This window comes from Roseovarius azorensis (assembly GCF_900109455.1).
In the GTDB taxonomy this organism is placed as follows: domain Bacteria; phylum Pseudomonadota; class Alphaproteobacteria; order Rhodobacterales; family Rhodobacteraceae; genus Roseovarius; species Roseovarius azorensis.
In genome coordinates, this window is sequence record NZ_FOAG01000001.1 from 549,364 (window position 1) to 575,751 (window position 26,388).

The window sequence follows — 26,388 nt, forward strand, 5'->3', positions numbered from 1 at the left end:
TCCTCTGGCCGGACAAAGAGCCAGAAACGGGGGGATAGGAAGATGCACAAATTCACGCGCCGTGTGCGCCTGGTCGCATTCACGTTGCTGACCGCCCTGATCGCGGCCTGCGCCAGCGGCGATGTCTCGACGCGCAACGTAACGCCTCACAGTCCGGGACCCCCGCCGGTATCCGCTTCGCTGAACGTTCAGGACCTGGTGGTTTCGGTGCCCAGAACGCTGAGCGTCTCCGAGGCCAACCTTTACTATCCCGTTGCGGATATCGTGTGGCGTGGCGATCCGCGCGGCGATCGTCGCGCGCAGGTCAAGCAGATCGTCAGAGATGGTCTGTCTGCCGGAATCCGGCAGATGAAACCGGGCACCATCCCGGTCGTGGTCGATGTCGAGGTGACGCGGTTCCATTCAGTGAGCGAAAAGGCCCGCTACAGCGTGGGCGGGGTCCACGCGGTTCATTTCCGCTATGTCCTGCGCAACCCCGACACCGGCGAGGCCTATGCCGCCCCGAAATATGTCAGAGCGGATCTGAATGCCTATGGCGGTCAGCGCGCGATCAACGCCGAACGCCGGGGAATCACCATGAAGCTGCGGATCATGAGCCACCTTGCCAAGGTCATTCAGCACGAACTGAGCGATCCCGAAGGCTATCATGCGGCATCCATGGGGCTTGCCCCCCGGCAGGCCCGATTCTGAACTTTCCCAGCGGATTGAAAGCGCGTAAGGGGGCGGCATGACAACGCCCCCTTATCCCGTGATCCGTCTTCGTCCCAATGCAGAGGCGCGCGCCATCCGACACGGCGCGCCCTGGGTCTTTGACAACGAGATCGTGACCGACCGGCGCACGCGCGCACTGGCCCCCGGAACCATTGCGGTGCTCGAAGACAGCGACCGCGCGCCGCTGGCTCTGGTGGCGGTCAACCCCGCCTCGCGCATCATGGCGCGGGTGCTGGATCGTGACGTGACAGCCAGAATCGATCAGGCATGGCTGACGGCGCGTCTGGCACGCGCGTTCGGGATGCGCACGCGGCTCTATGACACGCCCTGCTACCGGCTGATCCATGCCGAGGCCGATGGCCTGCCGGGGGTGGTGATCGACCGCTTCGACGACATCGCCGTGATCCAGCCCAACGCCGCCTGGGCCGAGACGCTGCTGCCCGATCTGGTCTCGGCCCTGCGGGCCGTGACCGGCGTCGCCACCGTGCTCAAGAACGCGACGGGCCGCGCCCGCGCGCTTGAAGGGCTGGACGATCAGAGTGCGGTGCTGGCGGGCGCCGCCCCCGAGGCGCCTGTGCCGGTGGCGATGAACGGTGCCGTCTACATGGCCGATCTGACGGGTGGGCAGAAAACCGGGCTGTTCTACGATCAGCGCCCGAATCACGCCTTTGCGGCGCGTCTGGCAAACGGCGCGCGGGTGCTGGACGTGTTTTCGCATGTGGGCGGCTTCTCTCTTGCTGCTCTCGCCGCAGGCGCAGAACATGCGCTCGCGGTGGACGGATCAGAACCTGCGCTGTCGCTGGCCGCAGAGGGCGCGGCCCGGATGGGCGCTGCGGATCGGTTCGCAACGCGCAGGGGCGACGCCTTCGATGTTCTGACCGCGCTGGCCGAGGAGGGGGCGACATTCGATCTGGTGATCTGTGATCCGCCCGCCTTTGCGCCCTCGAAAAAGGTGTTGGAGGCGGGGCTGCGCGCCTATGAGCGGATTGCCCGGCTGGCCGCGCCGCTGGTTGCGCCGGGTGGTTATCTGGGCCTTTGTTCGTGCTCGCATGCCGCCGATCTCACGAAATTCCGCGCCGCCTGCACGCGCGGCATCGGGCGCGTGGGGCGCGGCGGGGCGCTGATCCACACCGGCTTTGCCGGACCGGACCATCCGCTGCATCCCGCCCTCGCCGAGAGCGGCTATCTCAAGGCGCTGTTCTACCGGCTATGAGGGTGCTGCTGGACACCTGCGTGATCTATCCCACCGTCATGCGGCAGATGATCCTGGGCGTGGCCGGGGCAGGGGCGTTCACCCCGCTCTGGTCGGAACGGATCGTCGCCGAATGGCTGCACGCGGCGGCGAAACTGGGGCCGGATGCGCAGGCGCAGGCGACGGGCGAGGCGGCGCTGATGGCCGTGGCCTGGCCCGATGCTGAAATCCGCTATCCGCCGTCGCTCGAGGCGCGGCTCTGGCTGCCGGACGCAGGCGACATCCACGTTCTCGCCGCCGCGATTGCCGGCTTCGCCGACGGAATCCTCACGCTCAACGCCAGCGATTTTCCGCGCAACGTGCTGGCCGAAGAGGGGCTGTGGCGCGCCGACCCCGACGCCTTTCTGCATGGAATCTGGCAGGCGCAGCCCGAATTGGTGGCGGGCGTGGCGGATCAGGTTCTGGCCGAGGCGCGGCGGCTGTCAAAAGGCGCATGGGAACTGCGCCCGCTCTTGAAAAAGGCCCGGCTGCCGCGTCTGGCCAAGGCGCTGAGCGCGGTCTGACAGCCTGCTGCCCGATGGCGAAAACCTGCGCACCGGGCTTGCATGACAGGAAAATCACCGCATCTGGAATAAAAGACGATCCCAGACGTTTCTTTCCAGACCCCCAAATGGTGTCGCAAAGTGCAATCGAGATGAGATGACGATCATGACGCAGGATGACAGCACCGCCCTCACGCGCCGCCGCGCCCTGGCGCGGCTAGGCCTTGCCGCCGGGTTGGCCTATGTGGCCCCGGTCATGATGCATCTCGGGGCCGCCCATGCCTCGGGCGCAAGCGGTCGCGGTTCCGGCTGGTCCAGAGGTTCCAGATGGTCGGGTCCCTCGGGCAGAGGATATTATCGCTCCGGGTATCATGGGTATTACGGATCCGGCCCCTCGCACGGAGGGTATTATGGGTCCGGCCCCTCGGGACGCCACCGCGACGGGCGCGTCAGCACCGGCAGGGTCGTGAACGGCATTCTCCGGACGCTCGACGATCTGGGTGTCATCCGCTGACATGATCAGGGTGCGCACGCTCAGCGCACCAGTTCCCGCATCCCCTGGTCCAGCCCTGCCAGCGTCATCGGCACCATGCGGTCGTCGAATATCTCGCGGATCATGCGGATCGACTGGGTATGGTCCCATTGCGCGCGGGGCACCGGGTTGATCCACAGATGATCCGGCCATTGCGCGCGGGCGCGTTCCAGCCAGACCTCCCCGGCCTCGGCATTCCAGTGCTCGTTAGCCCCACCCGGATAGGCGATCTCGTAGGGTGACATGCTGGCGTCGCCCACAAAGATGCACTTGTAATCGGAACCATAGGTGCGCAGCACCTCCCATGTCGGGGTCCGGGCATCCCAGCGGCGGGCATTGTCGCGCCACACGCCCTCGTAAAGGCAATTGTGGAAATAGTAATATTCCAGATGCTTGAATTCCGCGCGGGCGGCGGAAAACAGTTCCTCCACCACCTTGACATGCGGGTCCATGCTGCCGCCCGCATCGAGAAACAACAGCACCTTGACCGCATTGCGCCGCTCTGGCCGGGTCTGCACGTCGAGATAACCGTGCTCGGCGGTGGCGCGGATCGTGCCGTCAAGGTCAAGTTCCTCGGCGGCCCCGTCACGCGCCCATTTGCGCAGCCGCTTGAGTGCCACCTTGATGTTGCGCGTGCCCAGTTCCACGTTGTCGTCGAAATTGCGAAACTCGCGCCTGTCCCAGACTTTGACTGCGCGCTGATGGCGGGACTTGTCCTGCCCGATGCGCACCCCTTCGGGATTGTAGCCGTAGGCGCCGAACGGCGAGGTGCCCGCCGTGCCGATCCACTTGTTGCCGCCCTGATGGCGGGCCTGCTGTTCGTGCAAACGCTTCTTCAGCGTTTCCATGAGTGCCTCGAAACCGCCCAAAGCCTCGATTTCCGCCATTTCCTCGGGGCTGAGATGCCTTTCCGCCAGCTTTTCCAGCCAGTCGCCGGGCAGATCCACGGCATTCAGAACATCGCCTGCGCTCAGCGCCTCCAGCCCCTCGAAACTGGCGGCAAAGGCGCGGTCGAAGCGGTCGACATGGCGCTCGTCCTTGACCATGGCGGAGCGCGCCAGATAATAGAACCCCTCCACGTCATAGGTGACAAGTCCGACGCTCACGGCCTCGAGAAAGGTCAGGTATTCGCGCAGGGAAACCGGCAGGCCCGCCTTTCTGAGGTTATCGAAAAACGGTAGAAACATCGCATGTCACATCGCGCTGCGATGGATGATGAGCGTCAGGAACAACCCGGCAAGGGCGAATACAATCGCATAAACAAAGGCATATTGCAGGATATCCGCCAGCCTGCCCTTGCGCCTGCGCGCCAGCAGCGCGCCGGTGACTGCGCCCAGAATTGCCCCAAGAATGACGATCATCGCTTATCCGTTCGGTTCCTTGAGCGGGTTGAGAGCGCTCACATCCTGCAGCTTAGCGCGCACCGCCCAATCCGCACCATAGCCGTATCGCGCCCATCCCAGACTGTCCAGCCGAACCGCCTGCGCCTCCGCGACGCGGCCCGTGAGATCCAGCGCCTCGGCACGCAGCATCATCAGCGTCGCCAGAAGGGTCGCGTTCTCGTGACGTTCGGCAGTGGCCTGATGCGACCCGAGCCAGATCAGCGCCTCGTCGCCGCGGCTCCGGGTGATCGCATAGGCGGCCAGTTGCGCCGCGGTAAAGGCGCGGTGCAGATCCATGCCGGGATTGCGCCGGTAGATATCGTCCGCGGCCGCAAAATGCTGCACCGCCAGAGCGGCATCGCTGCCTTGCAGCAGACGGCCCAGCGAGAAATGGCTGAATCCCAGGCGATGATCGCTCCAGCCTTCGACCTGCGCGATGCGCAGCGCCTCAAGCGCCGCAGCGCGGCGGTCTGCGGGACTCGTGCCGGGGCCAAGCGCGGTCTGGATCGCGTCGATCCAGGCTCTCGGCGTCTCGGGGGCAAAGCGTGGCGACACGTCCTCTCCCTCGGGGTTGAGGCGCGCCAGAATGCCGGGCAGTCGCGCGGCGACCTCGGCGCGGGTCATGCCGCTGCGCAACTCGGGCGCGTAATAGGCACGCAGGATCAGCATGTCGAACCCGGTCAGCACGGCATGCACATTGTCGTCGTTGAACACGCTGTCCGGCAGCCGATAGAGGTCATTAAGCGGCCCGATCGCCTGTGCAAGCTCCTCGTGCAGGCAATCGCGGGTTTCCTGCGGGCTGACATCATTGGGCACGAATACGGCAAGCCTGTCACGCCGTCTGAGTCTGGTCCAGTCGGTAGCGCCGCGGTTGCGGGCGGCGCGATAATCGGCAAGACGCGAGATGTTGGGCACCACGAAACAGGCGGCCGTCGGCAGATGGCGGCGTATCTGGTCGCCGCTCACCGCCTCGATCGTGATATTGGCCTCGCCCTGACTGACGCGGTGGATATCGATTCCCGCCTCGCGGCGCAGCCGGGAGAGCAGGCGGTCGAGATCGGCCATCATCGTCAGCGGCGGCTGGCCCGTGACGCGCAGGGTGATAGGCTCCTCGAACCGCGAGAATTGCGGCAGATGCCGCCCCGATTCCAGTTGAAAGCTGAGGTCGAGAAAATCGCGCCCTATGTCCCGGTTGGAGCGTTCCGGGCGTATGGGACGCGGATCGGAAAACGCCTTCATCGGCGGCAGGGCGATGGCCTGGGGCATGGCCGCGCGGGTGGGTGTTTCCGGGCGTGCCTCGTCACCCGGCCCACAGGCCGAAAGCGTCAGACAGAGCGGCAGCATGATCCGGCACACAAGGCGCTGCAACCGGACATCCGCTCTGGCTAAATTGCGAACCAAGCGCCGCATCCCCTATCGCTGCCGCCGCGCCAGGAAGGCGAGGCGCTCGAACAGATGCACGTCCTGCTCGTTCTTGAGCAGCGCGCCGTGCAGTTTCGGCAGCGCGTCGGCCCCGTCGCGGCGCAGATCCTCGGGCGACAGATCCTCGGCCAGGATCAGTTTGAGCCAGTCCAGCACCTCGGAGGTCGACGGTTTCTTCTTAAGCCCCGGCTGTTCGCGGATCTCGTAGAACTGCGTCAGCGCGGTGGCCAGCAGCGCCTCCTTGATGCCGGGATGGTGAACCTCGACGATCCGGCGCATCGTCTCGGCGTCGGGAAAGCGGATATAGTGAAAGAAACAGCGCCGCAGGAATGCGTCGGGCAGTTCCTTTTCGTTGTTCGAGGTGATGATGATGACCGGGCGGTGCCGGGCGCGGATCGTCTCGCCGGTCTCGTAGACGTGGAATTCCATCCGGTCGAGTTCCTGCAACAGGTCGTTGGGGAACTCGATATCGGCCTTGTCGATCTCGTCGATCAGCAGCACCACCTTTTCGGGGGCATCGAACGCCTCCCACAGCTTGCCGCGCCGGATGTAGTTGCGCACCTCGTGCACACGTTCCTCGCCCAACTGGCTGTCGCGCAGCCGACTGACGGCATCGTATTCATACAGTCCCTGCTGCGCGCGCGTGGTGGACTTGACGTTCCATTCGATCAGTCGCAGCCCCAGCGCCTGCGCCACCTGCCGCGCAAGTTCGGTCTTGCCCGTGCCCGGCTCGCCCTTGACCAGCAGCGGACGCTCTAGCGTCACCGCCGCATTGACCGCAACGGTCAGATCCCCGGTCGCGATATAGGCATCAGTGCCTTCGAATTTCATTGTTTTTCAATCCTCTTTAAGCAGTTGGGCACAACAGTTCACGTTAGACTAGATCGTTCCACAATTCACTTCAATGGGGCGTGATTGGCTAGTGACAATCCCGGGCGGCGGGTGTAGATGACCGCGCAGGGGCGCCAAATGTCTGAGGAGTTCATAATGCCAGACACTGGCCTTGATGAGGGGATCGAGATGAAAGCGGAAGTATTCCTGCCCGAGGATTATCAACCAGCCGAAGATGAACCATTCATGAACGAGCGGCAGCTGGAATATTTCCGCCGCAAGCTGATCCGCTGGCGGCTGGAATTGCTGGAAGGCAGCCGCGAGACCATCGAGGGCCTGCAGGACGGCACCCGCGCCATTCCCGACGTGGCTGACCGCGCCAGCGAGGAAACCGACCGCGCGCTGGAACTGCGGACCCGCGACCGCCAGCGCAAGCTGGTGGCCAAGATCGACGCCGCCCTGCGCCGGATCGAGAATGGCGACTACGGCTATTGTGAGATGACGGGCGAGCCGATCAGCCTCAAGCGACTGGATGCCCGCCCGATCGCCACCATGACGCTGGAGGCGCAGGAACGCCATGAACGCCGTGAGAAAGTGCATCGCGACGATTGATCGGCGCGCCGGGGTCCGGTTAAGGGTTTTCCACAAAACGACGCGCCGGGGCTTTATCCCCGGCGCTTTTCGTATGAAAAGGAACGCATGACACTGAAGACGCTCAGGATAGTCGTGATCGGCGCCGGAATCGGCGGGCTGGCGGTGGCGCGGGCCCTTGCCCTGCGCGGGGCCGAGGTGACGGTGCTGGAACAGGCCCTCGAGATTGCGGAAGTGGGCGCAGGGCTGCAGATCAGCCCCAACGGCTTTGCCGTGCTGCGCGCGCTCGGGCTGGAGGACGGCCTGCGCGCGCAGGCGGTGCAGGCACAGACGGTCAGCCTGCGCGACTATCGCCGGGGCGAGGTTCTGCGGCTCGATCTGGGCGCGCTGGACAGCCGCGACTATTATTTCGCGCACCGCGCGGACCTGATCGGCGTGCTGGCCGACGGCGCGCGGGCTGCGGGCGTCCGGCTGCGGCTGATGCAGAAGGTTGCAGAGACTGTGGGCGGCGCGCCCGCGCAGGTGCAACTGGCCAACGGCGCCAGCCTGTCGGCGGATCTGATCATCGGCGCGGATGGCTTGCACTCGGTGGTGCGGCGCGCCCTCAACGGCGCGTCCGAGCCGCTTTTTACCCGGCAGGTGGCCTGGCGCGCGACCGTGCCCAACCAATCGGGCAGGGGCCCCGAGGCGCAGGTGCATATGGGTCCGCTGCGCCATGTGGTCAGCTATCCGCTGCGCGGGGGGCGGATGATCAACCTGGTCGCGGTGCAGGAACGTGCCGCCTGGGCCGAAGAAAGCTGGAGCCAGAAAGACGACCCGATGGCGCTGCGCGCGGCCTTCGGAGATTTCGGTTCCGAGGTGAAAAACCTGCTGGAGGCGGTCGAAGAGGTGCATCTGTGGGGGCTGTTCCGGCACCCGGTGGCGCGGGTCTGGCAGGGCGGCGGGCTGGCGATTCTGGGCGATGCGGCGCATCCGACCCTGCCCTTCATGGCGCAAGGTGCGTCGATGGCGCTCGAGGATGGCTGGGTGCTGGCCGATTGCCTCGCGGGCGAGGGACCGCTGGACGCGCGGCTGGCGCGCTATCAACTGCTGCGCGAGGCGCGGGTGCGCCGGGTGGTCGAGGCGGCCAACCGCAATGCCTGGAAATACCACCTGTCCTTTGCGCCGCTGCGCTGGGCCGCGCATGCCGCCTTGCGCACCGGTGGCGCGCTGGCACCCGAGCGGATGATGCGACAGTTCGACTGGCTCTACGGCCACGACGTGACGCGCGACGTGGCGTAGGGTCTTCGGGTCAGGTCCGATCACAATCTGCTGTTTGCGGGCGGTGCGCGGGCGGTGCGTCAGAATTATGCCGTTTTGAGTTCCGCCCGAACCCTCTCGGACTCTGGATAGCCCAGCGACGACTCCCGACCAGACCTTCTGACCCATGGCACCAGCCTGCGATGATATGTCATGCGAGAGCGGTCACCCCCCTCCGCCATTTCTGACGAGGGGTTGGGCGCGTCAGAGTTCCGGTCGCATCTGCATGCCAGAGTGAACCCCGCCCTGTGGATGCGGTGCCGCGCGCGGGTGTGCGGAACAGTCGGTGCAAGGTTGCCCGACAATCCTCAGGCGTCGATCTCGACCCATATGGGAACGTGATCCGAAGGCTTGTCACGCCCCCGGATATCCCTGTCGATCCCACAGCCGGTCATGAGGTCCGCCGCCTGCGGGCTGAGCAGGACATGGTCGATGCGGATGCCGTCATTGCGGTTCCAGGCACCCGCCTGGTAATCCCAGAACGTGTAATGCCCCGGCCCCTGCACCCGCGCGCGGAACGCCTCGGTGTAGCCCAGGTTCAGAACGCGGCGAAACGCGGCGCGGCTCTGCGGTAGGGCAAGCGCATCCTCGCGCCACGCCTCGGGCCGTGCGGCATCCTCGTCCTGCGGGATGACGTTGTAATCGCCGCCCATCAGCACCGGTTCCTCGTTGACGAGCATCTCCGCCGCGCGGACCCTCAGACGCTCCATCCAGGCCAGTTTGTAATCGTATTTCGGCCCTGGCGCCGGATTGCCGTTGGGCAGGTACAGGCCGCAGACCCGAACCGCCGCCCTGTCGCCCATCACCGTCGCCTCGATCCAGCGCGCCTGTTCGTCCTGCGCATCGCCCGGCAGGCCGTGCCGGACATCTTCGAGCGGGCGTTTCGATAGGATCGCAACCCCGTTAAAGCCCTTTTGCCCGTGGGTCGCGACGTTATAGCCGCGCTCCTCGAACGGCTCGCGCGGGACGGCCTCGTCAACCGACTTGAGCTCCTGCAACAGCACCACATCCGGCGCCGCCTCGTCCAGCCAGTCGGTCAGCGCGCCAAGCCTCGCCTTGATTCCGTTGATGTTGAAACACGCAATCCTCATGCCGCCTCCCCGCGTCCGGTCCTGTAATGCAGGTCCGGGGATTCCGAAGCAAGCCGATTGTGCGCTTTACGGGCGAATTGCCAGGAAAACTCCCGGGTTCCCCCCCAATCCGATCAGGCGCCGGAAGGCCGTGGTTCACATCGCAAACGATGTGCCGCAGCCGCAGGAACTGCTGGCGTTCGGGTTCTCGATCACGAACCGCGCGCCGATCAACTCTTCGCTGAAATCTATCGTCGCCCCCGACAGAAACGGCAGCGATACGCTGTCGACCACCACCTTCTGCCCGGCACCTTCGAGGATCAGATCATCCTCTGTCGGCTGATCGAGCCGGATATCGTATTGAAACCCCGAACAGCCGCCGCCCTCGACCGCGACGCGCAGGGCCTGACCCTGCGCACCTGCGCCGATTTCGGCAAGGCGGGCATAGGCGCGGGATGTCACTTTGGGCGGCAATTGCATGATCAGCTCCGGCGGTGTTTTGCGTTTCCTGTCAACTGCAATATATGAGGCCAGTCGACAGGCGACAAGGAGTTGCAGCATGACGGCCCCCTATGCCTCTGACCCGGCACACACCCGTGGCCGCCTGGTCGCCGAAGACGAGAGCGTATTTCGCTCGCCTTGGCAGCGCGACCGCGACCGGATCATTCATTCCAGCGCCTTCCGCCGCCTCAAGCACAAGACGCAGGTCTTTGTCGAACACGAGGGCGATTACTTCCGTACCCGGCTGACACATTCGATCGAGGTGGCGCAGGTGGCGCGCACGATCGCGGGCGCGCTCGGCCTCAATGCTGAACTGACCGAGGCGGTGGCGCTGGCGCATGATCTGGGACATACGCCCTTTGGCCACGCGGGCGAGGACACGCTCGATGCGCTGATGCAGCCCTATGGCGGGTTCGACCATAATGCCCAGGCGGTGCGGATCGTGACCGCCCTGGAACGCCATTACGCCGAATTCGACGGGTTGAACCTGACATGGGAAACGCTTGAGGGGCTGGCCAAACATAACGGGCCGGTGACCGGCCCCTTGCCCTATGCGCTGGCCGATTACAACGCGCGTCACGATCTCGAACTGCATACCCATGCCAGCGCCGAGGCGCAGGTGGCGGCGCTGGCCGACGACATCGCCTATAACAACCACGACCTGCATGACGGGCTGCGCGCGCGACTGTTTGCCGACGAGGAAATCCAGACCCTGCCCATCCTGCGCGACTGCTACGCCGCGGTGGACCGGCGCTATCCGGGTCTCGACGCCAAGCGCCGTCGTCACGAGGCGCTGCGCCGGGTCTTCGGGGTGATGGTCGAGGATGTGATCGCGCAGTCGCGCGCGACGCTGACGGCGGCGCGGCCTGCACGCGCCGCCGATGTGCGGCAGCTGGATCAGCCGGTAATCCGCTTTTCGCCCGCACTCTGGTCCGACCTGCAACAGATCCGCGCCTTTCTCTTCACCCGCATGTATCGCGCGCCCGCCGTCAATGAAATGCGCCGGCAGGTGCATGGCGTGATCAGCGATCTTTTCCCGTTCTACATGCAGCAGCCGCAGCACCTGCCCGAGGACTGGCGCAGCGATGTGGCGCGGGCGTCCGACCGGACCGCGCTGGCGCGGCTGGTCAGCGATTACATCGCCGGCATGACCGACCGTTTCGCGTTGCAGAACCACACGCGCCTCATCGGCGGTCAGGAGGGGCTGCGCGCGCAACTCTGAACCCGCAGCCTTGTGATTGACCTCGGGGCTGTCGGTGGTAAACCGGCGCGGATACCAGCAAGGAAACGCCTGATGAACCTCTTTAACGAACTGCGCGGTCTCGTGCTCGACAGCCTCATCCGGATGCAGGCCGGGGGCCGCCTGCCTGCGGGGCTGGACATGGCGAATGTCACGGTCGAACCGCCGCGCGATTCGGCACATGGCGACGTGGCGACTAATGCCGCGATGGTGCTGGCCAAGCCCGCGGGCCTGAAACCGCGCGACATCGCCGAGGATCTGGCCCGCCTGCTGGCCGACGATCCCCGGATCGGCAGTGCCGAGGTGGCGGGACCGGGTTTTCTCAATCTGCGGCTGGCTCCGGAGCTGTGGCACGGCATCCTGCGCGCGGCGCTGCGCGCGGGCGCGGATTTCGGTCGCTCGGACATGGGCCGGGGCAAGCGGGTCAATGTCGAATATGTCAGCGCCAATCCCACCGGTCCGCTGCATGTTGGCCACACCCGCGGCGCGGTCTTTGGCGATGCGCTGGCCAGCCTGCTGGATTTCGCCGGCTATGAGGTGACGCGCGAATACTACATCAACGACGGCGGCGCACAGGTCGATGTGCTCGCGCGATCGGTCTATCTGCGCTATCTTGAGGCGCACGGGCAGGCGGTTGCCTTTGCCGATGGCACCTATCCGGGCGATTACCTGATCGAGGTGGGGCAGGCGCTAAAGGACAAGGTGGGCACCGCCTATCTGGGTCAGCCCGAGGATGTCTGGCTGGAGCCGATCCGAGATTTCGCAACCGATGCGATGATGGCGCTCATCCGCGAGGATCTGGCCGCGCTCGGCGTCGAGATGGACGTGTTCTATTCCGAGAAATCGCTTTATGGAACGGGCCGGATCGAGGCCGCGATCGAGGATCTGCGGGGCAAGGGGCTGATCTATCGCGGTGTGCTGGAGCCACCCAAGGGCAAGATGCCCGAGGATTGGGAACCGCGCGAGCAGACGCTGTTCAAATCCACCGCCCATGGCGATGATGTGGACCGCCCGATCATGAAATCCGATGGTGGCTGGACCTATTTTGCCCCCGACATCGCCTATCACTATGACAAGATTTCCCGCGGCTTTGACCTTCTGATCGACGTGTTCGGCGCGGATCACGGCGGTTATGTCAAGCGGATGAAGGCGGCCGTGTCGGCGCTGTCGGACGGGCGTGTGCCGGTCGACATCAAGCTCTGCCAACTGGTCAAGCTCTACAAGAACGGCGAACCCTTCAAGATGTCCAAACGCGCGGGCACATTCGTCACCCTGCGCGATGTGGTCGATCAGGTTGGCCCGGACGTGACCCGTTTCGTGATGCTGACCCGCAAGAACGACGCGCCGCTCGATTTCGATTTCGACAAGGTGCTGGAACAGTCGCGCGAGAACCCGGTCTTTTACGTGCAATATGCCAATGCGCGGGTGAATTCCGTGCTGCGCAAGGCCGCCGAGGCCGGGATTGCGGTGGATGACGCGGCGCTTGCGGGGGCGGATCTGTCGATCCTCACCCACGAGGCTGAAATCGCGGTAGCCAGAAAGATCACCGAATGGCCACGCCAGGTCGAGATCGCAAGCCGCACCAACGAGCCGCATCGCGTGGCCTTTTACCTCTACGATCTGGCCAGCGACCTGCACGCACTCTGGAACCGCGGCCATGACGAACCCGCCCTGCGCTTCCTGCAAGAGGGCAATCCGGCCACGTCACAGGCGAAAATCGCCCTCGCGCGTGCCGTAACCGTTGTTATTTCTGCCGGTCTTGGTATTCTTGGCGTCACTCCGGCGGAAGAGATGCGCTAGCAAGGCGCACGATGTGCGCCGGGGACGAGGCAGAGATCATAATCCCCGGCGGCCATGTATCGCCGGAGCGCAAGAGGCGGAGCATGGCACAATTTCAGGATGCACGGTTTCAGGCTGGGCAAGGGCGTGCGGGGACCGTGGCGCGGCTGACCAATCTCCTCGGCGCGGCGTTGTCGCTGGCGCTGGTCGCAGGGATTGCGGTCTGGGGCTACAAGCTGATCATCCGCGATGTCTCGGGCGTGCCGGTGGTGCGAGCCATCGAGGGTCCGATGCGGGTGCAACCCGAGGACCCCGGCGGACAGGCGGCGGATCATCAGGGCCTCGCGGTCAATGCGGTTGCCGCCGAGGGCGTCGCGGCGGCTCCTGCCGACCGGCTGGTGCTGGCGCCGCCGCCACTGGACCTGTCGCTGGAGGATATTCCGCAACCCGCATCCGCGCCCGCAGAGGTCGCGGATGCGACCCCCACGGCAGAGGCCGGAGAGCCCGCGCCTGAGGTCGCGCCCGAAACGCTTCTCCGGGCTGCGGTGGAGCCTGCTGTCGGACTGGCGACAACCGATCTCGCCCCTGATGCCGCTCCGGGCGCGGTCGAGGAAGAACCGGAAGCAGAAGAGACTGCCGCTGCCGTTGCCGTGATCGAGGGCGGTATAGGCCAATCGCTGCGCCCGCGTCTGCGCCCGGAAACGCTCGACAACCTGCCCGAAGCGGTGGCGAGGGCGGTCGCTTCGGCACAGTCCGCCACGACCGCGACAGAGGTGGATCCCGCCAGTATTCCCGTCGGCACCCGCCTGGCGCAGCTTGGCGCCTTCGAGTCGCCCGAGGTGGCACGCGCCGAGTGGGACCGGCTGTCGCACAGGTTTCAGGACTACCTTGACGGCAAACAGCGCGTGGTCCAGCGCGCTGAAAGCGGCGGGCGCACCTTCTACCGGCTGCGCGCCATGGGCTTTGCCGACCTCAGCGATACCCGGCGCTTCTGCTCGGCGCTGGTGGCCGAACGCGCGGACTGCATCCCCGTGGTGGCCCGGTGACGCCCTTCGGGGCGGTGATCCTCGACGCCGAAGGGCTGCGCCTGACACCGCAGGAAAAGACGTTTTTTCGCGCGACGCGCCCGTTCGGCTTCATCCTCTTCGCGCGCAATATCGACAGCCCCGATCAGGTGTGCGCGCTCTGCGCCGATATGCGCGAGGCGGCAGGCCATGACGCCCTCATTACCATAGATCAGGAAGGCGGGCGGGTGCAGCGCCTGCGCGCGCCGCAATGGACCGAATGGCCCGCGCCGCTCGATCAGGTGCAGGACGCCGGAACCGTGGCAAAAGAGGTGATGTATCTGCGCTATCGCCTGATCGCGGTGGAACTCCACGCGCTTGGCATCGACAGCAACTGCGCGCCGCTGGTGGATGTGGCGGGGCCGATGACGCATCCGTTCCTGCGTAACCGCTGCTATGGGTTCGACGCCGCGACCGTCGCGCTGCTTGGCCGTGCGGTGGCGGATGGTTTGCTGGACGGGGGCGTATTGCCGGTCGTGAAGCACATTCCCGGCCACGGTCGCGCCGAGGCCGACAGCCACCACGATCTGCCGGTGGTCGGGGCGTCACACGATCTGCTCCGCTACACCGATTTCGCGCCGTTCCACGCGCTGCGCGACCTGCCCATGGCGATGACGGCGCATGTGGTCTATGCGGCGATGGATGACGCCCCGGCGACCACCTCGCCCCGGATGATGCAGGTGATCCGCGACGAGATCGGCTTTGACGGGCTGATCATGACCGATGACATCTCGATGAAGGCACTCAATGGCTCGCTCACGGAACTGTCGCGGGCGGCGCTCGATGCGGGCTGCGACGTGATCCTGCATTGCAACGGCACCCTGGCCGAACGGCAGGAGGTGGCCGAGGCCGCAGGCCGGATGTCCGCCCGCGCGCAGGCCCGTGCCGAACGCGCGTTGACCCTTCGCAAGACCCCCGATCCGGTTGACATTTCCGCCCTCTCGGCTCAGCTTGACGCGCTGATGGGCGGGCACGGGCATGGCTGAGGACGATTTCGACAACACCGGGAAACCGACGAACATCGCCGACCGGCTGTCTGCCGAGGCACTGATCGTCGATGTGGACGGCTTCGAGGGACCGCTCGATCTGCTGCTTACGCTCAGCCGCACGCAAAAGGTGGATCTGCGCCGGATCTCGGTGCTCGAACTGGCCCGTCAATACCTCGCCTTCGTCGAGCGGGCCAAGGCGCTGCGGCTGGAACTCGCCGCCGATTATCTGGTGATGGCGGCCTGGCTCGCCTTTCTCAAGTCGCGCCTGCTGCTGCCGCCCGACCCGACAGAGGAGGGCCCCTCGGGCGAGGATCTGGCCGCGCATCTGGCGTTTCAACTGGAGCGGTTGCAGGCGATGCGCGACTGCGCCGCGCGGCTGATGGCGCGCGACCGTCTGGGGCGCGATATCTTTGCCCGCGGCATTCCCGAGGACGTGGCCCGCCTGCGCCGGATCAGCTATACGGCGACGCTGCTCGATCTCATGCAGGGCTATGCCCGCATCCGCACCCGTGACGATTTCCGCCCCTTCGTGATGGACCGCGATGCGATCTTCACCATGGAACAGGCGCTGGAACGGTTGCGCGGACTGATCGGCTTTGCCGGGACCTGGACCGATATCGCCAGCTATCTGCCGGACGGATTCACCACCGATCCTGCGCGCCGCCGCTCGGCCACCGCCTCGACCTTTGCAGCCTCTCTGGAACTGGTCAAGGAGGGGCGCGCCGAAATCCGGCAATCAGATACATTCGCGCCGATAGAGCTGCGACGCAAGGATTAACTAAATGCAGCAAGACTCTGAAAAAAAAGAAAAAAGCCTGTTTGAAGCTCCGCCTGTCGCCGAGCAGGAACGCATGGTCGAGGCGATCCTCTTTGCCAGCGCAGAACCACTGACGACCCGCGACATGGCCGAACGCATGCCCCATGGCTGCGATCCTGCAGAGGCGCTGGTGCATCTGCGTCGCCGCTACGAGGGGCGTGGCGTGCGGGTGGTGCGCGTGGGCGACGCCTGGGCCATCCGCACCGCGCCGGACCTCGGCTATCTGATGAGTCGCGAGACGGTCGAGACCCGCAAGCTGAGCCGCGCCGCGATCGAGACGCTGGCGATCATCGCCTATCATCAGCCCGTGACCCGCGCCGAGATCGAGGAAATCCGCGGCGTTTCGGTCAGCCGGGGAACCGTGGATCAACTGCTGGAAATGGAATGGATCCGTTTTGGCCGCCGCAAGATGACGCCGGGTCGTCCGGTGACATTCGTGGTCACGCAGGAATTTCTCGACCATTTCGGACTGGAAAGCGCCCGCGATCTGCCGGGCCTCAAGGAATTGCGCGCCGCGGGTCTGCTGGAAAACCGCCCGCCACCGGGCCTGATGCCGCAGATGGGCGAGGAGGACGCCGACGAGGACGAAGGCGCGCCGGGGCAGAACGAACTGTTCGAGGATTGAGGGAGGGATTCGCGGAAAACCTCATATCATGTTCTGAAATCCGCGCGCTTTGATGCTAGCTGTGTTCGAGGCAGACAGGGGAGAGATAAAATGAACGCCAATCAGATCATCGGCATGGTGCTGCGCATGGTGATGCGCCGCCTCTTGCGCGGCGGTATCAATGCCGGGGTAGGGGCCATGGGCAAGCGCATGGGCGGCGACGCCGCAAGCGGACCGGATGGCCGCAAAACCGTGCAGCGCAGCCGTCAGGCGCTGCGGCTGGGGCGCAGGTTCGGGCGGTTCTGAACCGCGGCTCACGCCTTGAAATGCTTGGACAGTTTCAGGCCCTGGCCCTGATAATTCGACGCAATCCCGGCACCATATAGCTGATCGGGCAGCTGATCCATTCGCTCATAGACCAGCCGTCCGACGATCTGCCCATGCTCCAGCACGAACGGCGCCTCGTGGCAACGCACCTCCAGCACGCCGCGTGACCCGCCGCCGCCCGCCGCGTCATGTCCGAAACCAGGATCGAAAAAGCCCGCGTAATGCACGCGGAATTCGCCCACCATCGCCACATAGGGGGCCATCTCGGCGGCATATTCGGGGGGAATGTGCACCGCCTCGCGGCTGACAAGAATGTAGAACGCACCGGGATCAAGGATGATATGCCCGGATTCGGCATGCACCTCCTCCCAGAACCGAGTGGGGTCGTAATAGCTGATCCGATCCAGGTCGATCACCCCCGTATGCGGCTTGGCGCGATAGCCGACCAGCGTGCCGCCGGTGGGGCGCAGATCGACGGAAAAGCCAAGCCCGTCGTCGATCACCGCAGGGCTGTCGACCAGCGGCGTCGCATCATGCAGCGCGCGCAGCGCGTCATCGGTCAGAACCGCCTGACCGCGGCGAAACCGGATCTGGTTGAGCCGCATTCCCGGCCGTACCAGCACCGAGAACGAGCGTGGACAGACCTCGGCATAGAGCGGCCCGGCATAGCCCGCCGCCACCCTGTCGAATTCGACCCCGCCATCGGTGATCATCCGCGTCAGCAGATCCAGCCGCCCGGTCGAGGATTTGGCATTGGCCACCGCCTGCACACCCTCGGGCAGGGCGAGGGATTCCATCAGCGGCACGACATAGACACAGCCCTTTTCCAGCACCGCGCCCTGGCTCAGGTCGATCCGGTGCATCTCGAATTCGGTCAGACGCTCGGTGACGGTCCGCCCGGCACCCGCAAGGAACGAGGCGCGCACCCGGTAGGCCACCTGCCCAAGGCGCAGATCAAGACTGGCGGGCTGTACCTGTTCGGGCAGGATCCCGGGCGCGCCGGTCAGCGCGCCATCGGCGATCATCGCACGTATCTGCTGGCTGGAAAGAACCCCGGTCATCCCTGTCCCCCTTGGCCGCCCCGCATCCTGATTGCGGTGCCCGAGGGGGCCGGATGGGCGGGATCGTCGGTTGTATTGGTCGGGCTAGCAGGACTTGAACCTGCGACCTTCCGTCCCCCAGACGGACGCGCTACCAGGCTGCGCCATAGCCCGACGATGGGCCGTTCATAGCGGTTTTGCGCGCGGGAGCAAGGGGGAAATCCCAATTTTATTCTCTGCCGCGGGCGTCCGGGGCGGATGACGCGGCAAGCGCGCGCAGCCGTTCGACAAAGGGTTGCAGGCGGGCCGCATCGCCGGGCGCGAGCGGCTGCCTCAGCGCGGCGAGCGCCGTCAGCGGGCCGGCGGGGGCTGCGGGCATGTCGTCATCGGCATCCTCGGGCAGATCGGGCAGGGGGCGCGGGGCAGCGGCGGCCTCCCGGCCCTCCGCAGGTGTTTTCGCGCCGTCCTCTGGCGCCACCTGCTCGGGCACTGCGACCTCCTCGGGCATGTCCGGCGGCGGGGCTTCTTCTTCCCCGGTGACCTCCTCGGCGTCCTCGGCGGCTGAACGATCCTGCGCGCGGCCGACACGATCGAACCGCAGCACCTGCGCGGCGGCGGGGGCCTCTTCGGTCACATCGAGCGCGATGCCGCTTTCCTCTTCGCCGGTCAGGTCGTCCAGCGCCTGCGAGAATTCCGAGACATGGCGCACACCCTGCTCGCGCAACAGCTTCTGCACGCCCTTGATCGTCATTCCCTCGTCGTGCAGCAGCATCTTTATGCCGCCCAGCAACAGCATGTCGGTGGGCCGGTAATAGCGTCGCCCGCCAGCGCGCTTGACCGGTTTTACCTGGGAGAACTTGCTTTCCCAGAATCTCAGAACATGCGGCGGAACCTCAAGCCATTCGGCCACTTCGCTGATGGTGCGAAAGGCGTCGACGGATTTGGCCATCTGGGCTGTAATCCTCAGGTCTTGTTGCCGATGGCAACACGATCCTTCATCAGGTGTGAGGGGCGAAAGGTCAGAACTCGGCGGGGATTGATCGGCACCTCTTCGCCGGTCTTCGGGTTGCGTCCGATGCGGGCGGTCTTGTCACGCACCGAAAAAGTCCCGAAAGACGATATCTTGACCTGCTCGCCACGCACCAGCGCATCCGACATATGGTCGAGCACACTTTCCACCAGTTGCGACGCATCGTTACGCGACAATCCGACCTCGCGGAAAATCGCCTCGCTCAAATCCATTCGTGTCAATGTTTTCTCGGTCATCACATCCCCGCTGTTTTGCGGCGGATTGTAGGGCCGAAGGATTTTACGAGTCAATGTCAACAACTTAGACCTTGCGGTTAAAGCGCGATTTTTTGCCTGTTTTCAGCAGATTTACCAGCGCAGAACCACAGAACCCCAGGCCAGACCGCCGCCGATCGCCTCGGTGAGCACCAGATCGCCACGCTTGATCCTGCCCTCGGCCACGCCCACCGAGAGCGCCAGCGGGATCGAGGCTGCCGAGGTATTGCCATGATCCTGCACGGTCACGATCACCCGCTCCATCGGCAGGCCCATCTTCCTGGCGGTGCCCTGGATGATGCGGATATTGGCCTGATGTGGCACGATCCAGTCCAGATCCGCCCCCGTCAGCCCGATCTTTCCCAGCGCCGCATCGGCGGTCGCGGTGAGTTTCTCGACCGCCTGACGGAACAGCGGATTGCCCTGCATGCGCAGCTTGCCCGCCTGCCCGGTGGTCGACACCCCGCCATCGACATATAGCATGTCGCGATAGCGCCCGTCGGAATTGAGATCGGACGACAGGATGCCGCGATCCGCGTTGCTGCCTTCGCCATCCTGCGCACCCAGAACCAGCGCACCCGCGCCATCGCCGAAAAGCACACAGGTCGAGCGGTCGGACCAGTCCATGATCCGGCTGAAGGTCTCGGCGCCGATCACCAGAATCCGCCGCGCCTGTCCGGCGAGGATCAGCGCATTGGCTGTGGTCAACCCATAGATGAACCCGGCGCAGACCGCCTGCACGTCAAAGCCAAACCCGCGCGTCATGCCCAACTCGTTCTGCACCATGGTGGCGACCGAGGGAAAGGTCAGGTCGGGCGTGGATGTGGCGACGATGATTCCGTCGATATCATCGGGCGTCAGTCCCGCCTGCGCCAGCGCCGCCCGTGCGGCGCGCGTGGCCATGTCAGAGGTGGTCTGCCCCTCGGCGGCAAACCTCCGCCGCTCGATCCCCGAGCGCGTGCGAATCCACTCGTCCGAGGTGTCGAGCGTCTTTTCGAATTCGGAATTAGGAACGATACGATCCGGCAGGTAATGCCCGATCCCTTCGGCAACGGCGCGTAATGTCATTCAGTCTCACCGTTGGATTGAGCTTCGGTTGGCGTATCCTGATCCAGCAATGCGGCAGATGCAACCCGTGCCGCCAGCTTTGCAGAGAACCCGGACTGCGCCAGTTCAAACGCCAGCTTGATGGCCGAGGATACCCCGGTTGCATCCGCAGCGCCATGAGATTTGACCACCGTGCCGTTCAGCCCTAGAAACACCCCGCCATTGGCGCGGCGCGGATCTACCCGCTTTTTCAGGCGCCGCAGCGATGTATAAGCCAATAGCGAGGCGAGCCGCGACAACGGCGTGTATTGAAACGCCTCGCGCAGCAGGTCCGAGATCAGCTTGGCAATGCCCTCGCCGGTCTTGAGCGCGACATTGCCGGTGAAGCCGTCGGTCACAATCACGTCACAGCGCGTGCCAGGCAGGTCGCGCCCCTCGACAAAACCCACGAATTCGAAATTCGCGACCCTGGCATTGGCGGCAATCAGATCATAGGCCTCTTTCAACTCGGCGCGCCCCTTGTGCTCTTCGGTGCCGACATTGAGAAGGCCGATCCGTGGCCGTGCGAGGCCAAAGCCATTACGCGCATAAGAAGCCCCCATCAGGGCGTATTGCATCAGATCCTTGGCATCGGCCCGGATATCGGCCCCGCCGTCCAGCATGATGTTATGCTTTTGCGGATTCTGCGAGGGCCACATCACCGCGATCGCCGGGCGAAAGATGCCCGGCAGCTTGCGCAGGCGCATGACCGACATCAACATCAGCGCGCCGGTATTGCCGCAGGACACACAGACCGTCGCCTCGCCGTTGCGCACCGATTCGAGCGCCGACCACATCGAGGTGTCGCGCCCGTGGCGCACCACATGGCTGGGCTTGTCCTGCATGGTTACGGTTTCGGGGGCATGGCGAATTTCGCAGCGCGCCGCCAGTCCCTTGCGCTTGGTCACAAGACGCTCAAGTTCGTCCCGCGGGCCGTGCAGAATGAAACCGATATCGGGATTCTTGCGGGCAGAGGCATAGATGCCGGCGACAACGGTCGCCGGCCCCTGATCGCCGCCCATCGCGTCAACCGAGATGATGGTGCGCCCTGCACCCGCCTTCGAATGGTTCGTCAGAGCGGTCATGCAGTCAATCGCCTAATCCGCGTTCAGGCCGCGTCGTCTTCCAGGTCGATTTCGTCCACCATCGACACGACTTCACGCTCGGCATAGTGCCCGCAGGCCGCGCAGACGTGATGCGGGCGCTTCAGCTCGCCGCAGTTGGGGCATTCGTTCGGGTTGCCCGCCACCAAGGCGTCATGGGCGCGGCGATTGTTGCGGCGCGATTTCGATACTTTGTTCTGTTGGACAGCCATGTCGCAACCTCAATTCCTGTGGGCCGCTCTGGCCCTGTTTCACGAGTATCCGCGGCTCTTAATCCGTTCCGAGCCGCCGGTTCAACCCCAAATTCCGATGAGAGGCGGAAAATACAGCGATTTGCAGTCGGGGCAAGCGATTCGTGGTGCGCTACTCATACTTTTGCAGTTTGTCACGCAGCGCTGCCAGTTGGGCAAAGGGTTTTGTATCCTCGTCGCTGAGCGGGGTCACCCCCTCTTCGGCGGCGCTTATTTGCCCCAGTTCGGCACCCTCGGCGCGGGGATAGGCGGGCAGCGCCAGCGCCAACGCCTCGATCATCACGCGGCGCAGGTCGATCTCGGTGCCCAGAGGCTCCAGCGTGTCGTCATCGGGCATCTCGATTTCCTCGCCCGGATCCGACTCGCGGTCGTCCGTCTCGGGCGAAAAGCGGCGGATGACGGGCTCGTCAATACGGGTGGTGACGGGCACAAGGGTGATCACACAGAGCTGTACCACCGTCGCGCCCAGATCGGCCCGCAACAGCCACGCGCTCTGGCCCAGCGCAGTCAACGAGCCGCGAAAACGCAGCTTGCGCAGGCCCGAGAGATCAAGCTCTGCGGCGATCTCTGCCAGCGCCCCGGCATCCGGCGCCAGATCAAACCTCACCGGGCGGCGCTGAGACAGGTCGGCAACGCGCAGGATATCGGGATTTTGCGGTCGCTGAGTCATTTCTGCCCTTGCTTCCTTTCTTGAACCTCTGCACCACCTTGTTGTAAGCGGGATAGAAGCCGCTGGCGGCCAAGACAAGAGGGCAGAGATGACAGCAACCAAAAACCGGGTGGTCCGTGCCGTGGCGCTCTGCTGTCTGCTGATCCTCACGGCCTGTTCGGCCACCTACCGCAATCACGGCTATGTACCGCCGGAAGAAGACCTTGAAAATCTTGTCGTGGGCGTGGACAGCCGCGCCACCGTTGACGATGTGATCGGGGCACCCTCGGCCTCTGGCATGCTGAGCGACGGCGATTACTATTACGTCCGCAGCCGCATCCGCACCTATGGAATGTATCGCCCCGAAGTCGTCGAGCGGCAGGTGCTGGCGATATCGTTCAACGACGACGACACGATTGCCAATATCGAGCGGTTCAGCCTCGCGGACGGGCAGGTCGTGCCGCTCGCCCGCCGTGTGACCGATTCCTCGGTGGTGAGCGGCGGCTTCCTGCGGCAATTGCTGGGCAATATCGGCAACATCAACCCGGAGGGCGCCTTCGGGAGCTGACCGGGGGGTCATATCCCTGTCACGGCTTGTGTGATAGAGATCTCTCGAATACGGTCGCTCAGGGGTTGGGGATTTCATCATGCCGGGCTTGCGGAACGGGCGGTATCAGGCGCGCATTGCTGCCGCGCCACACGATATCCGCGCCGCGCAAAGGCTCCGGGCACATGCTTTCCTGGGGCTGGAGGACGGGCTGGATGATGACCCGTTTGACCACATCTGCACCCATGTTCTGGTCGAGGACAGCGCGACAGACCGACTGGTCTGCTGCTTTCGCATTCTGATCCTGACCGACGGCTGCGACATCGCCAGAAGTTACTCGGCGCAATTCTACGAGTTGTCTGCGCTGTCGGGCTTTGCCGGACGGATGGCGGAAATGGGTCGATTCTGCATTGCGCCCGACGTCATGGATCCCGATATCCTGCGGGTGGCCTGGGCGGCGATGACGCGGTTCGTCGACGAGAACGGTATCGAGATGCTGTTTGGCTGTTCCTCGTTCAAGGGAACCGAGGCAGAGGCTTATCTCGACTCTTTCGCCATGCTGCGCGAGCGTCACCTTGCGCCGCGCCGCTGGTGGCCGCGCGTCAAGGCGCCCAGCGTGTTCCGCTTTGCCCAGGCGCTGCGCCTGCGCAAGCCGGACCTGAAACTGGCGATGCGCCACATGCCGCCGCTCTTGCGCACCTATCTGATGATGGGCGGCTGGGTCAGCGACCATGCGGTGATCGACCGGCAGATGAACACGCTGCATGTCTTTACCGGGGTCGAGGTCGGCGCAATTCCCGAGGCCCGCAAACGGCTGTTGCGGGCGCTGGCGTGTTGAGGTCCCTTGACGGTGCGGGGGCGGCAGGATAGCCCGCGCGCATGGCACGTGCACCGCTTCTGCAACTTACCGACATTTCGCTCACTTTCGGGGGTGAGCCGGTGTTTCACGACCTCTCGCTGGTGATTCAGCCCGGCGACCGGGTGGCGCTGGTCGGGCGCAACGGCTCTGGCAAGTCAACGCTGATGAAGGTGATGGCGGGGCTGGTCGAGCCTGACCGGGGCGCGCGCATCGTCACACCCGGCGTCAGCGTGGGCTATATGGAACAGGACCCGGACATGGCGGGTTTTGTCACACTGGGCGACTATGCGACGAGCGGTCTGGACGAGAACGAGCATTACCGCGTCGAGATGGCGGGCGAGGGGCTGAAATTCGATCCCGCCCGCCCGGTGGCCACCGCCTCTGGTGGCGAGCGGCGGCGCGCGGCGGTGGCCAGGCTGATGGCCGCGGCGCCGGATCTGATGCTGCTCGACGAGCCGACCAACCATCTCGATATCGAGGCGATCGCCTGGCTCGAATCCGAACTGCGCGACACCCGCAAGGGTTTCGTCCTGATCAGTCACGATCGCGCCTTTTTGCGTGAGTTTAGCCGTGCAACACTCTGGATAGACAGAGGAATAACCAGACGTCAGGAAAGGGGGTTCGAGCATTTCGAGGCATGGCGCGACAAGGTCTGGGAAGACGAGGATATGCAGCGTCACAAGCTTGACCGCAAGATCAGGGCCGAGGCGCGCTGGGCCGTCGAGGGCATCAGCGCCCGACGCAAGCGCAATCAGGGCCGGGTGCGCGCGCTGGCCGATCTGCGCGCCGAACGCAGCAGCCAGATACGGCGGCAGGGGGCGGCGGCCATGGCGCTCGAGGCGGGGTCGCCCTCCGGTCGCAAGGTGATAGAAGCAACTGGTATTTCAAAGACCTATGGTGAAAACCTCATCCTGAGAAGTTTTGATATCAGGATCCTGCGCGGCGACCGCGTGGCCTTTGTCGGACCCAATGGCGTGGGCAAGACGACGCTGCTCAGGATGCTGCTGAAAGAGATCGCGCCGGATAGCGGCACGGTCATTCACGGCACCAACCTGATGCCGGCGGTTTTCGATCAGGCCCGCGCGCGGCTCGACCCGGAAATGACCCTGTGGGAGAGCCTGACAGGCGACGCCGAAATGCGCGTCTCGGGGCAGGCGGATCAGGTGCTGGTCCGCGGCCAACCGCGCCATGTGGTCGGCTATCTCAAGGATTTCCTGTTCGACGAGCGGCAGGCGCGCGCGCCGGTCAAATCGCTCTCGGGGGGGGAAAAGGCGCGCCTCCTGCTGGCCCGGCTGATGGCGCGCGAGAGCAACCTTCTGGTGCTCGACGAGCCGACCAACGATCTCGATATCGAGACGCTCGATCTTTTGCAGGAACTGCTCGACGATTACGACGGCACGGTGCTGCTGGTCAGCCATGATCGCGACTTTCTTGACCGGGTGGCCACCGTCACGATCGCGATGGAGGGCGACGGGCGCGCCACCGCCTATGCGGGCGGCTGGTCGGATTACCGCGCGCAAAGGGGTGCGGTTCCATCTGATGAAGTTGAAAAAAATAACATTAAATCAATCAAAAATACAGCGAATCTCAAGTCAGAAAAGCAATCCTCCCAACGTCTCAGCTTTACCGAAAAGCACCGGCTGGAACATCTGCCCGCGCTGATCGAGCGCCTTCAGGCCGAGATCGCCAGGCTGGAAGAGTTGCTGGCCGATCCGGCACTCTTCACCCGCGATCCAGCCAGGTTCAACAAGGCGACCGAGGCCCTGAAAACCCGTCAGACCGCGCTGAACGAGGCCGAAGATGAATGGCTGACCCTCGCCGAAAGGGCCGAAGAGGAAGGATGATTTCCCTTCGATCCCTTCGCAGGCCATTATGCCTGACCACGCAGATCAGGAGACCGATGGCATGAAAGACGCGATCAGACTGCTCTACGAGGGACGCAGCAGGCGCGCCACGCGCTTTCGCTATGGTTTGCTGATCTTCGATGCTTTCAGCATCGTGTTTTTTCTTTCCACGGCACTTTTGCCGCTTACGCCGTGGCTGCTTGCCGCCGACACTGTGATCGGTCTTGTCATATTCGCCGATTTCACTGCGCGGCTCTGGATTTCCGAGAGCCGCCTGCGCCACATCCGGCAGATCTATGTGCTCGTGGACGTGATCGTGCTGGCTTCGCTCGTCGCGGCGCCGTTTCTGGGGCAGGGACTTGCGGCACTGCGGCTGCTGCGCGCCCTCCGGCTCATTCATTCCTATTACCTGCTGCGCGACCTGCGGCGCGATTCGATCCTGTTCCGACGGCATGAGGACACGATCGTCGCCGCAGTCAACCTGACGGTGTTCATCTTTGCGATGACAGCTCTGGTGCTGCTCACGCGCGGCGGACAGGAACCGGGGCTCGAGACCTATGTTGATGCGCTCTATTTCACCGTATCAACGCTGACCACCACGGGGTTTGGCGATATTGCAATGACCACCGGGTTGGGGCGGCTTCTGGCGGTGGGGATCATGGTGGTGGGGGTGGGGCTGTTTCTGCGGCTGGCGCGGGCGATCTTTCTGCCCGCCAGGGTGCGCCATAAATGCCCTGATTGCGGGCTTCTGAAACACGACCCAGATGCCATCCATTGCAAACATTGTGGTCGCGAGCTCAATATCGAGACCGAAGGCGCGGGCTGACGCGCC

The 26,388-nt window shown here is 64.6% G+C and carries 30 protein-coding genes and 1 tRNA gene; 17 read left to right on the forward strand and 14 right to left on the reverse strand.

Annotated features, from left to right (window positions below; genetic code table 11):
* Positions 1–42: 42 nt before the first annotated feature.
* From BSG08_RS02760 to BSG08_RS02775, 4 genes are all read left to right on the forward strand, one after another.
* Entirely contained in the window at positions 43–690 is a 648-nt protein-coding gene (locus tag BSG08_RS02760) for a DUF6778 family protein (protein WP_175544668.1), read from the forward strand.
* Positions 691–727: 37 nt separating this feature from the next.
* On the forward strand, positions 728–1,924 hold the full coding sequence (locus BSG08_RS02765; RefSeq protein WP_093031584.1) for an RSP_2647 family RNA methyltransferase: 1,197 nt from the start codon (positions 728–730) through the stop codon (positions 1,922–1,924).
* Positions 1,921–2,466 (forward strand): RSP_2648 family PIN domain-containing protein, encoded by a 546-nt coding sequence (locus tag BSG08_RS02770; protein ID WP_093031588.1) that lies wholly within the window; start codon positions 1,921–1,923, stop codon positions 2,464–2,466. Before BSG08_RS02765 ends, BSG08_RS02770 begins: the two co-directional genes overlap by 4 nt.
* 145 nt (positions 2,467–2,611) lie before the next feature.
* Entirely contained in the window at positions 2,612–2,959 is a 348-nt protein-coding gene (locus tag BSG08_RS02775) for a hypothetical protein (protein ID WP_093031992.1), read from the forward strand.
* Positions 2,960–2,979: 20 nt separating this feature from the next.
* Here BSG08_RS02775 and BSG08_RS02780 read toward each other — a convergent pair whose 3' ends face one another.
* The 4 genes from BSG08_RS02780 to BSG08_RS02795 all read right to left on the reverse strand — a co-directional run bounded on the left by BSG08_RS02780 (position 2,980) and on the right by BSG08_RS02795 (position 6,612).
* Positions 2,980–4,164, reverse strand: a complete 1,185-nt coding sequence (locus BSG08_RS02780; RefSeq protein ID WP_093031591.1) for a vWA domain-containing protein — start codon at positions 4,162–4,164, stop codon at positions 2,980–2,982.
* 6 nt (positions 4,165–4,170) lie between these two features.
* On the reverse strand, positions 4,171–4,338 hold the full coding sequence (locus tag BSG08_RS19405) for a hypothetical protein (RefSeq protein ID WP_093031594.1): 168 nt from the start codon (positions 4,336–4,338) through the stop codon (positions 4,171–4,173).
* Between the two features lie 3 nt (positions 4,339–4,341).
* Complete coding sequence (locus BSG08_RS02790; RefSeq protein WP_425439259.1) at positions 4,342–5,703, reverse strand: DUF2927 domain-containing protein; 1,362 nt, start codon at positions 5,701–5,703, stop codon at positions 4,342–4,344.
* Between the two features lie 69 nt (positions 5,704–5,772).
* Positions 5,773–6,612 (reverse strand): AAA family ATPase, encoded by an 840-nt coding sequence (locus BSG08_RS02795; protein WP_093031598.1) that lies wholly within the window; start codon positions 6,610–6,612, stop codon positions 5,773–5,775.
* A 156-nt stretch (positions 6,613–6,768) separates the two neighbouring features.
* On the opposite strand from BSG08_RS02795, the gene dksA reads away from it, so the two are divergent.
* A complete protein-coding gene (gene dksA, locus BSG08_RS02800) occupies positions 6,769–7,224 on the forward strand; it encodes an RNA polymerase-binding protein DksA (RefSeq protein ID WP_175544670.1) in 456 nt (151 codons plus the stop codon).
* 87 nt (positions 7,225–7,311) lie between these two features.
* Positions 7,312–8,484: an FAD-dependent monooxygenase gene (locus tag BSG08_RS02805; protein ID WP_093031604.1), complete on the forward strand. Its 1,173-nt coding sequence runs from the start codon at positions 7,312–7,314 to the stop codon at positions 8,482–8,484.
* 326 nt (positions 8,485–8,810) lie between these two features.
* Here BSG08_RS02805 and xth read toward each other — a convergent pair whose 3' ends face one another.
* Positions 8,811–9,593 (reverse strand): exodeoxyribonuclease III, encoded by a 783-nt coding sequence (gene xth / locus BSG08_RS02810; protein WP_093031606.1) that lies wholly within the window; start codon positions 9,591–9,593, stop codon positions 8,811–8,813.
* A 135-nt stretch (positions 9,594–9,728) separates the two neighbouring features.
* Positions 9,729–10,052, reverse strand: a complete 324-nt coding sequence (locus BSG08_RS02815; protein WP_093031998.1) for a HesB/IscA family protein — start codon at positions 10,050–10,052, stop codon at positions 9,729–9,731.
* A gap of 79 nt (positions 10,053–10,131) precedes the next feature.
* Here BSG08_RS02815 and BSG08_RS02820 point away from each other — a divergent pair, with 79 nt between their 5' ends.
* The 7 genes from BSG08_RS02820 to BSG08_RS02850 all read left to right on the forward strand — a co-directional run bounded on the left by BSG08_RS02820 (position 10,132) and on the right by BSG08_RS02850 (position 16,872).
* A complete protein-coding gene (locus BSG08_RS02820; RefSeq protein WP_093031609.1) occupies positions 10,132–11,295 on the forward strand; it encodes a deoxyguanosinetriphosphate triphosphohydrolase in 1,164 nt (387 codons plus the stop codon).
* 72 nt (positions 11,296–11,367) lie between these two features.
* Complete coding sequence (gene argS, locus BSG08_RS02825; RefSeq protein ID WP_093031612.1) at positions 11,368–13,113, forward strand: arginine--tRNA ligase; 1,746 nt, start codon at positions 11,368–11,370, stop codon at positions 13,111–13,113.
* Positions 13,114–13,196: 83 nt separating this feature from the next.
* The gene (locus tag BSG08_RS02830; protein ID WP_093032001.1) at positions 13,197–14,138 is read left to right on the forward strand and encodes an SPOR domain-containing protein; all 942 of its coding nucleotides are present in this window, start codon (positions 13,197–13,199) and stop codon (positions 14,136–14,138) included.
* Positions 14,135–15,142 (forward strand): beta-N-acetylhexosaminidase, encoded by a 1,008-nt coding sequence (gene nagZ / locus BSG08_RS02835; protein WP_093031615.1) that lies wholly within the window; start codon positions 14,135–14,137, stop codon positions 15,140–15,142. Before BSG08_RS02830 ends, nagZ begins: the two co-directional genes overlap by 4 nt.
* A complete protein-coding gene (locus BSG08_RS02840; RefSeq protein WP_093031618.1) occupies positions 15,135–15,923 on the forward strand; it encodes a segregation and condensation protein A in 789 nt (262 codons plus the stop codon). Before nagZ ends, BSG08_RS02840 begins: the two co-directional genes overlap by 8 nt.
* 4 nt (positions 15,924–15,927) lie before the next feature.
* Entirely contained in the window at positions 15,928–16,587 is a 660-nt protein-coding gene (gene scpB, locus BSG08_RS02845) for an SMC-Scp complex subunit ScpB (protein WP_093031621.1), read from the forward strand.
* A 90-nt stretch (positions 16,588–16,677) separates the two neighbouring features.
* Positions 16,678–16,872: a hypothetical protein gene (locus BSG08_RS02850; protein WP_093031624.1), complete on the forward strand. Its 195-nt coding sequence runs from the start codon at positions 16,678–16,680 to the stop codon at positions 16,870–16,872.
* An 8-nt stretch (positions 16,873–16,880) separates the two neighbouring features.
* Here the strand turns inward: BSG08_RS02850 and BSG08_RS02855 are convergent, their stop codons facing one another.
* The 8 genes from BSG08_RS02855 to BSG08_RS02890 all read right to left on the reverse strand — a co-directional run bounded on the left by BSG08_RS02855 (position 16,881) and on the right by BSG08_RS02890 (position 22,327).
* Positions 16,881–17,954: a 2'-deoxycytidine 5'-triphosphate deaminase gene (locus BSG08_RS02855; protein WP_093031627.1), complete on the reverse strand. Its 1,074-nt coding sequence runs from the start codon at positions 17,952–17,954 to the stop codon at positions 16,881–16,883.
* Between the two features lie 76 nt (positions 17,955–18,030).
* A tRNA-Pro gene (locus BSG08_RS02860) sits at positions 18,031–18,107 on the reverse strand.
* A gap of 55 nt (positions 18,108–18,162) precedes the next feature.
* Entirely contained in the window at positions 18,163–18,882 is a 720-nt protein-coding gene (locus BSG08_RS02865) for a MerR family transcriptional regulator (RefSeq protein ID WP_093031630.1), read from the reverse strand.
* A gap of 14 nt (positions 18,883–18,896) precedes the next feature.
* A complete protein-coding gene (ihfA, locus tag BSG08_RS02870) occupies positions 18,897–19,199 on the reverse strand; it encodes an integration host factor subunit alpha (RefSeq protein WP_093031633.1) in 303 nt (100 codons plus the stop codon).
* Positions 19,200–19,310: 111 nt separating this feature from the next.
* Positions 19,311–20,285 carry a beta-ketoacyl-ACP synthase III gene (locus tag BSG08_RS02875; protein ID WP_093031636.1) on the reverse strand — a complete coding sequence of 325 codons (975 nt, stop codon included), beginning with the start codon at positions 20,283–20,285 and terminating at the stop codon, positions 19,311–19,313.
* On the reverse strand, positions 20,282–21,388 hold the full coding sequence (gene plsX / locus BSG08_RS02880) for a phosphate acyltransferase PlsX (RefSeq protein WP_093031639.1): 1,107 nt from the start codon (positions 21,386–21,388) through the stop codon (positions 20,282–20,284). The genes BSG08_RS02875 and plsX overlap by 4 nt, the downstream gene beginning before the upstream one ends.
* Before the next feature lie 23 nt (positions 21,389–21,411).
* On the reverse strand, positions 21,412–21,618 hold the full coding sequence (gene rpmF / locus BSG08_RS02885) for a 50S ribosomal protein L32 (RefSeq protein ID WP_093031642.1): 207 nt from the start codon (positions 21,616–21,618) through the stop codon (positions 21,412–21,414).
* A gap of 151 nt (positions 21,619–21,769) precedes the next feature.
* Positions 21,770–22,327, reverse strand: coding sequence for a YceD family protein (locus BSG08_RS02890; protein WP_093031645.1), 558 nt, complete (start codon positions 22,325–22,327; stop codon positions 21,770–21,772).
* Between the two features lie 88 nt (positions 22,328–22,415).
* Here BSG08_RS02890 and BSG08_RS02895 point away from each other — a divergent pair, with 88 nt between their 5' ends.
* The 4 genes from BSG08_RS02895 (at position 22,416) to BSG08_RS02910 (ending at position 26,382) form a co-directional block, all read left to right on the forward strand.
* Positions 22,416–22,874, forward strand: a complete 459-nt coding sequence (locus BSG08_RS02895) for an outer membrane protein assembly factor BamE (protein ID WP_093031648.1) — start codon at positions 22,416–22,418, stop codon at positions 22,872–22,874.
* A gap of 79 nt (positions 22,875–22,953) precedes the next feature.
* The gene (locus BSG08_RS02900) at positions 22,954–23,691 is read left to right on the forward strand and encodes a GNAT family N-acetyltransferase (RefSeq protein WP_093031652.1); all 738 of its coding nucleotides are present in this window, start codon (positions 22,954–22,956) and stop codon (positions 23,689–23,691) included.
* A 41-nt stretch (positions 23,692–23,732) separates the two neighbouring features.
* Positions 23,733–25,556, forward strand: a complete 1,824-nt coding sequence (locus BSG08_RS02905; RefSeq protein WP_093031655.1) for an ABC-F family ATP-binding cassette domain-containing protein — start codon at positions 23,733–23,735, stop codon at positions 25,554–25,556.
* Positions 25,557–25,617: 61 nt separating this feature from the next.
* Positions 25,618–26,382: a potassium channel family protein gene (locus tag BSG08_RS02910; protein WP_093032004.1), complete on the forward strand. Its 765-nt coding sequence runs from the start codon at positions 25,618–25,620 to the stop codon at positions 26,380–26,382.
* The last annotated feature ends 6 nt before the right edge of the window (positions 26,383–26,388 follow it).

Excerpts from the sequence above, each read along its gene's own strand:
- BSG08_RS02760 (WP_175544668.1), top strand. The coding sequence starts at position 43 with ATGCACAAATTCACGCGCCGTGTGCGCCTGGTCGCATTCACGTTGCTG.
- BSG08_RS02765 (WP_093031584.1), top strand. The coding sequence starts at position 728 with ATGACAACGCCCCCTTATCCCGTGATCCGTCTTCGTCCCAATGCAGAG.
- BSG08_RS02770 (WP_093031588.1), top strand. The coding sequence starts at position 1,921 with ATGAGGGTGCTGCTGGACACCTGCGTGATCTATCCCACCGTCATGCGG.
- BSG08_RS02775 (WP_093031992.1), top strand. The coding sequence starts at position 2,612 with ATGACGCAGGATGACAGCACCGCCCTCACGCGCCGCCGCGCCCTGGCG.
- BSG08_RS02780 (WP_093031591.1), bottom strand. The coding sequence starts at position 4,164 with ATGTTTCTACCGTTTTTCGATAACCTCAGAAAGGCGGGCCTGCCGGTT.
- BSG08_RS19405 (WP_093031594.1), bottom strand. The coding sequence starts at position 4,338 with ATGATCGTCATTCTTGGGGCAATTCTGGGCGCAGTCACCGGCGCGCTG.
- BSG08_RS02790 (WP_425439259.1), bottom strand. The coding sequence starts at position 5,703 with ATGCTGCCGCTCTGTCTGACGCTTTCGGCCTGTGGGCCGGGTGACGAG.
- BSG08_RS02795 (WP_093031598.1), bottom strand. The coding sequence starts at position 6,612 with ATGAAATTCGAAGGCACTGATGCCTATATCGCGACCGGGGATCTGACC.
- dksA (WP_175544670.1), top strand. The coding sequence starts at position 6,769 with ATGCCAGACACTGGCCTTGATGAGGGGATCGAGATGAAAGCGGAAGTA.
- BSG08_RS02805 (WP_093031604.1), top strand. The coding sequence starts at position 7,312 with ATGACACTGAAGACGCTCAGGATAGTCGTGATCGGCGCCGGAATCGGC.
- xth (WP_093031606.1), bottom strand. The coding sequence starts at position 9,593 with ATGAGGATTGCGTGTTTCAACATCAACGGAATCAAGGCGAGGCTTGGC.
- BSG08_RS02815 (WP_093031998.1), bottom strand. The coding sequence starts at position 10,052 with ATGCAATTGCCGCCCAAAGTGACATCCCGCGCCTATGCCCGCCTTGCC.
- BSG08_RS02820 (WP_093031609.1), top strand. The coding sequence starts at position 10,132 with ATGACGGCCCCCTATGCCTCTGACCCGGCACACACCCGTGGCCGCCTG.
- argS (WP_093031612.1), top strand. The coding sequence starts at position 11,368 with ATGAACCTCTTTAACGAACTGCGCGGTCTCGTGCTCGACAGCCTCATC.
- BSG08_RS02830 (WP_093032001.1), top strand. The coding sequence starts at position 13,197 with ATGGCACAATTTCAGGATGCACGGTTTCAGGCTGGGCAAGGGCGTGCG.
- BSG08_RS02840 (WP_093031618.1), top strand. The coding sequence starts at position 15,135 with ATGGCTGAGGACGATTTCGACAACACCGGGAAACCGACGAACATCGCC.
- scpB (WP_093031621.1), top strand. The coding sequence starts at position 15,928 with ATGCAGCAAGACTCTGAAAAAAAAGAAAAAAGCCTGTTTGAAGCTCCG.
- BSG08_RS02850 (WP_093031624.1), top strand. The coding sequence starts at position 16,678 with ATGAACGCCAATCAGATCATCGGCATGGTGCTGCGCATGGTGATGCGC.
- BSG08_RS02855 (WP_093031627.1), bottom strand. The coding sequence starts at position 17,954 with ATGACCGGGGTTCTTTCCAGCCAGCAGATACGTGCGATGATCGCCGAT.
- BSG08_RS02865 (WP_093031630.1), bottom strand. The coding sequence starts at position 18,882 with ATGGCCAAATCCGTCGACGCCTTTCGCACCATCAGCGAAGTGGCCGAA.
- ihfA (WP_093031633.1), bottom strand. The coding sequence starts at position 19,199 with ATGACCGAGAAAACATTGACACGAATGGATTTGAGCGAGGCGATTTTC.
- BSG08_RS02875 (WP_093031636.1), bottom strand. The coding sequence starts at position 20,285 with ATGACATTACGCGCCGTTGCCGAAGGGATCGGGCATTACCTGCCGGAT.
- plsX (WP_093031639.1), bottom strand. The coding sequence starts at position 21,388 with ATGACCGCTCTGACGAACCATTCGAAGGCGGGTGCAGGGCGCACCATC.
- rpmF (WP_093031642.1), bottom strand. The coding sequence starts at position 21,618 with ATGGCTGTCCAACAGAACAAAGTATCGAAATCGCGCCGCAACAATCGC.
- BSG08_RS02890 (WP_093031645.1), bottom strand. The coding sequence starts at position 22,327 with ATGACTCAGCGACCGCAAAATCCCGATATCCTGCGCGTTGCCGACCTG.
- BSG08_RS02895 (WP_093031648.1), top strand. The coding sequence starts at position 22,416 with ATGACAGCAACCAAAAACCGGGTGGTCCGTGCCGTGGCGCTCTGCTGT.
- BSG08_RS02900 (WP_093031652.1), top strand. The coding sequence starts at position 22,954 with ATGCCGGGCTTGCGGAACGGGCGGTATCAGGCGCGCATTGCTGCCGCG.
- BSG08_RS02905 (WP_093031655.1), top strand. The coding sequence starts at position 23,733 with ATGGCACGTGCACCGCTTCTGCAACTTACCGACATTTCGCTCACTTTC.
- BSG08_RS02910 (WP_093032004.1), top strand. The coding sequence starts at position 25,618 with ATGAAAGACGCGATCAGACTGCTCTACGAGGGACGCAGCAGGCGCGCC.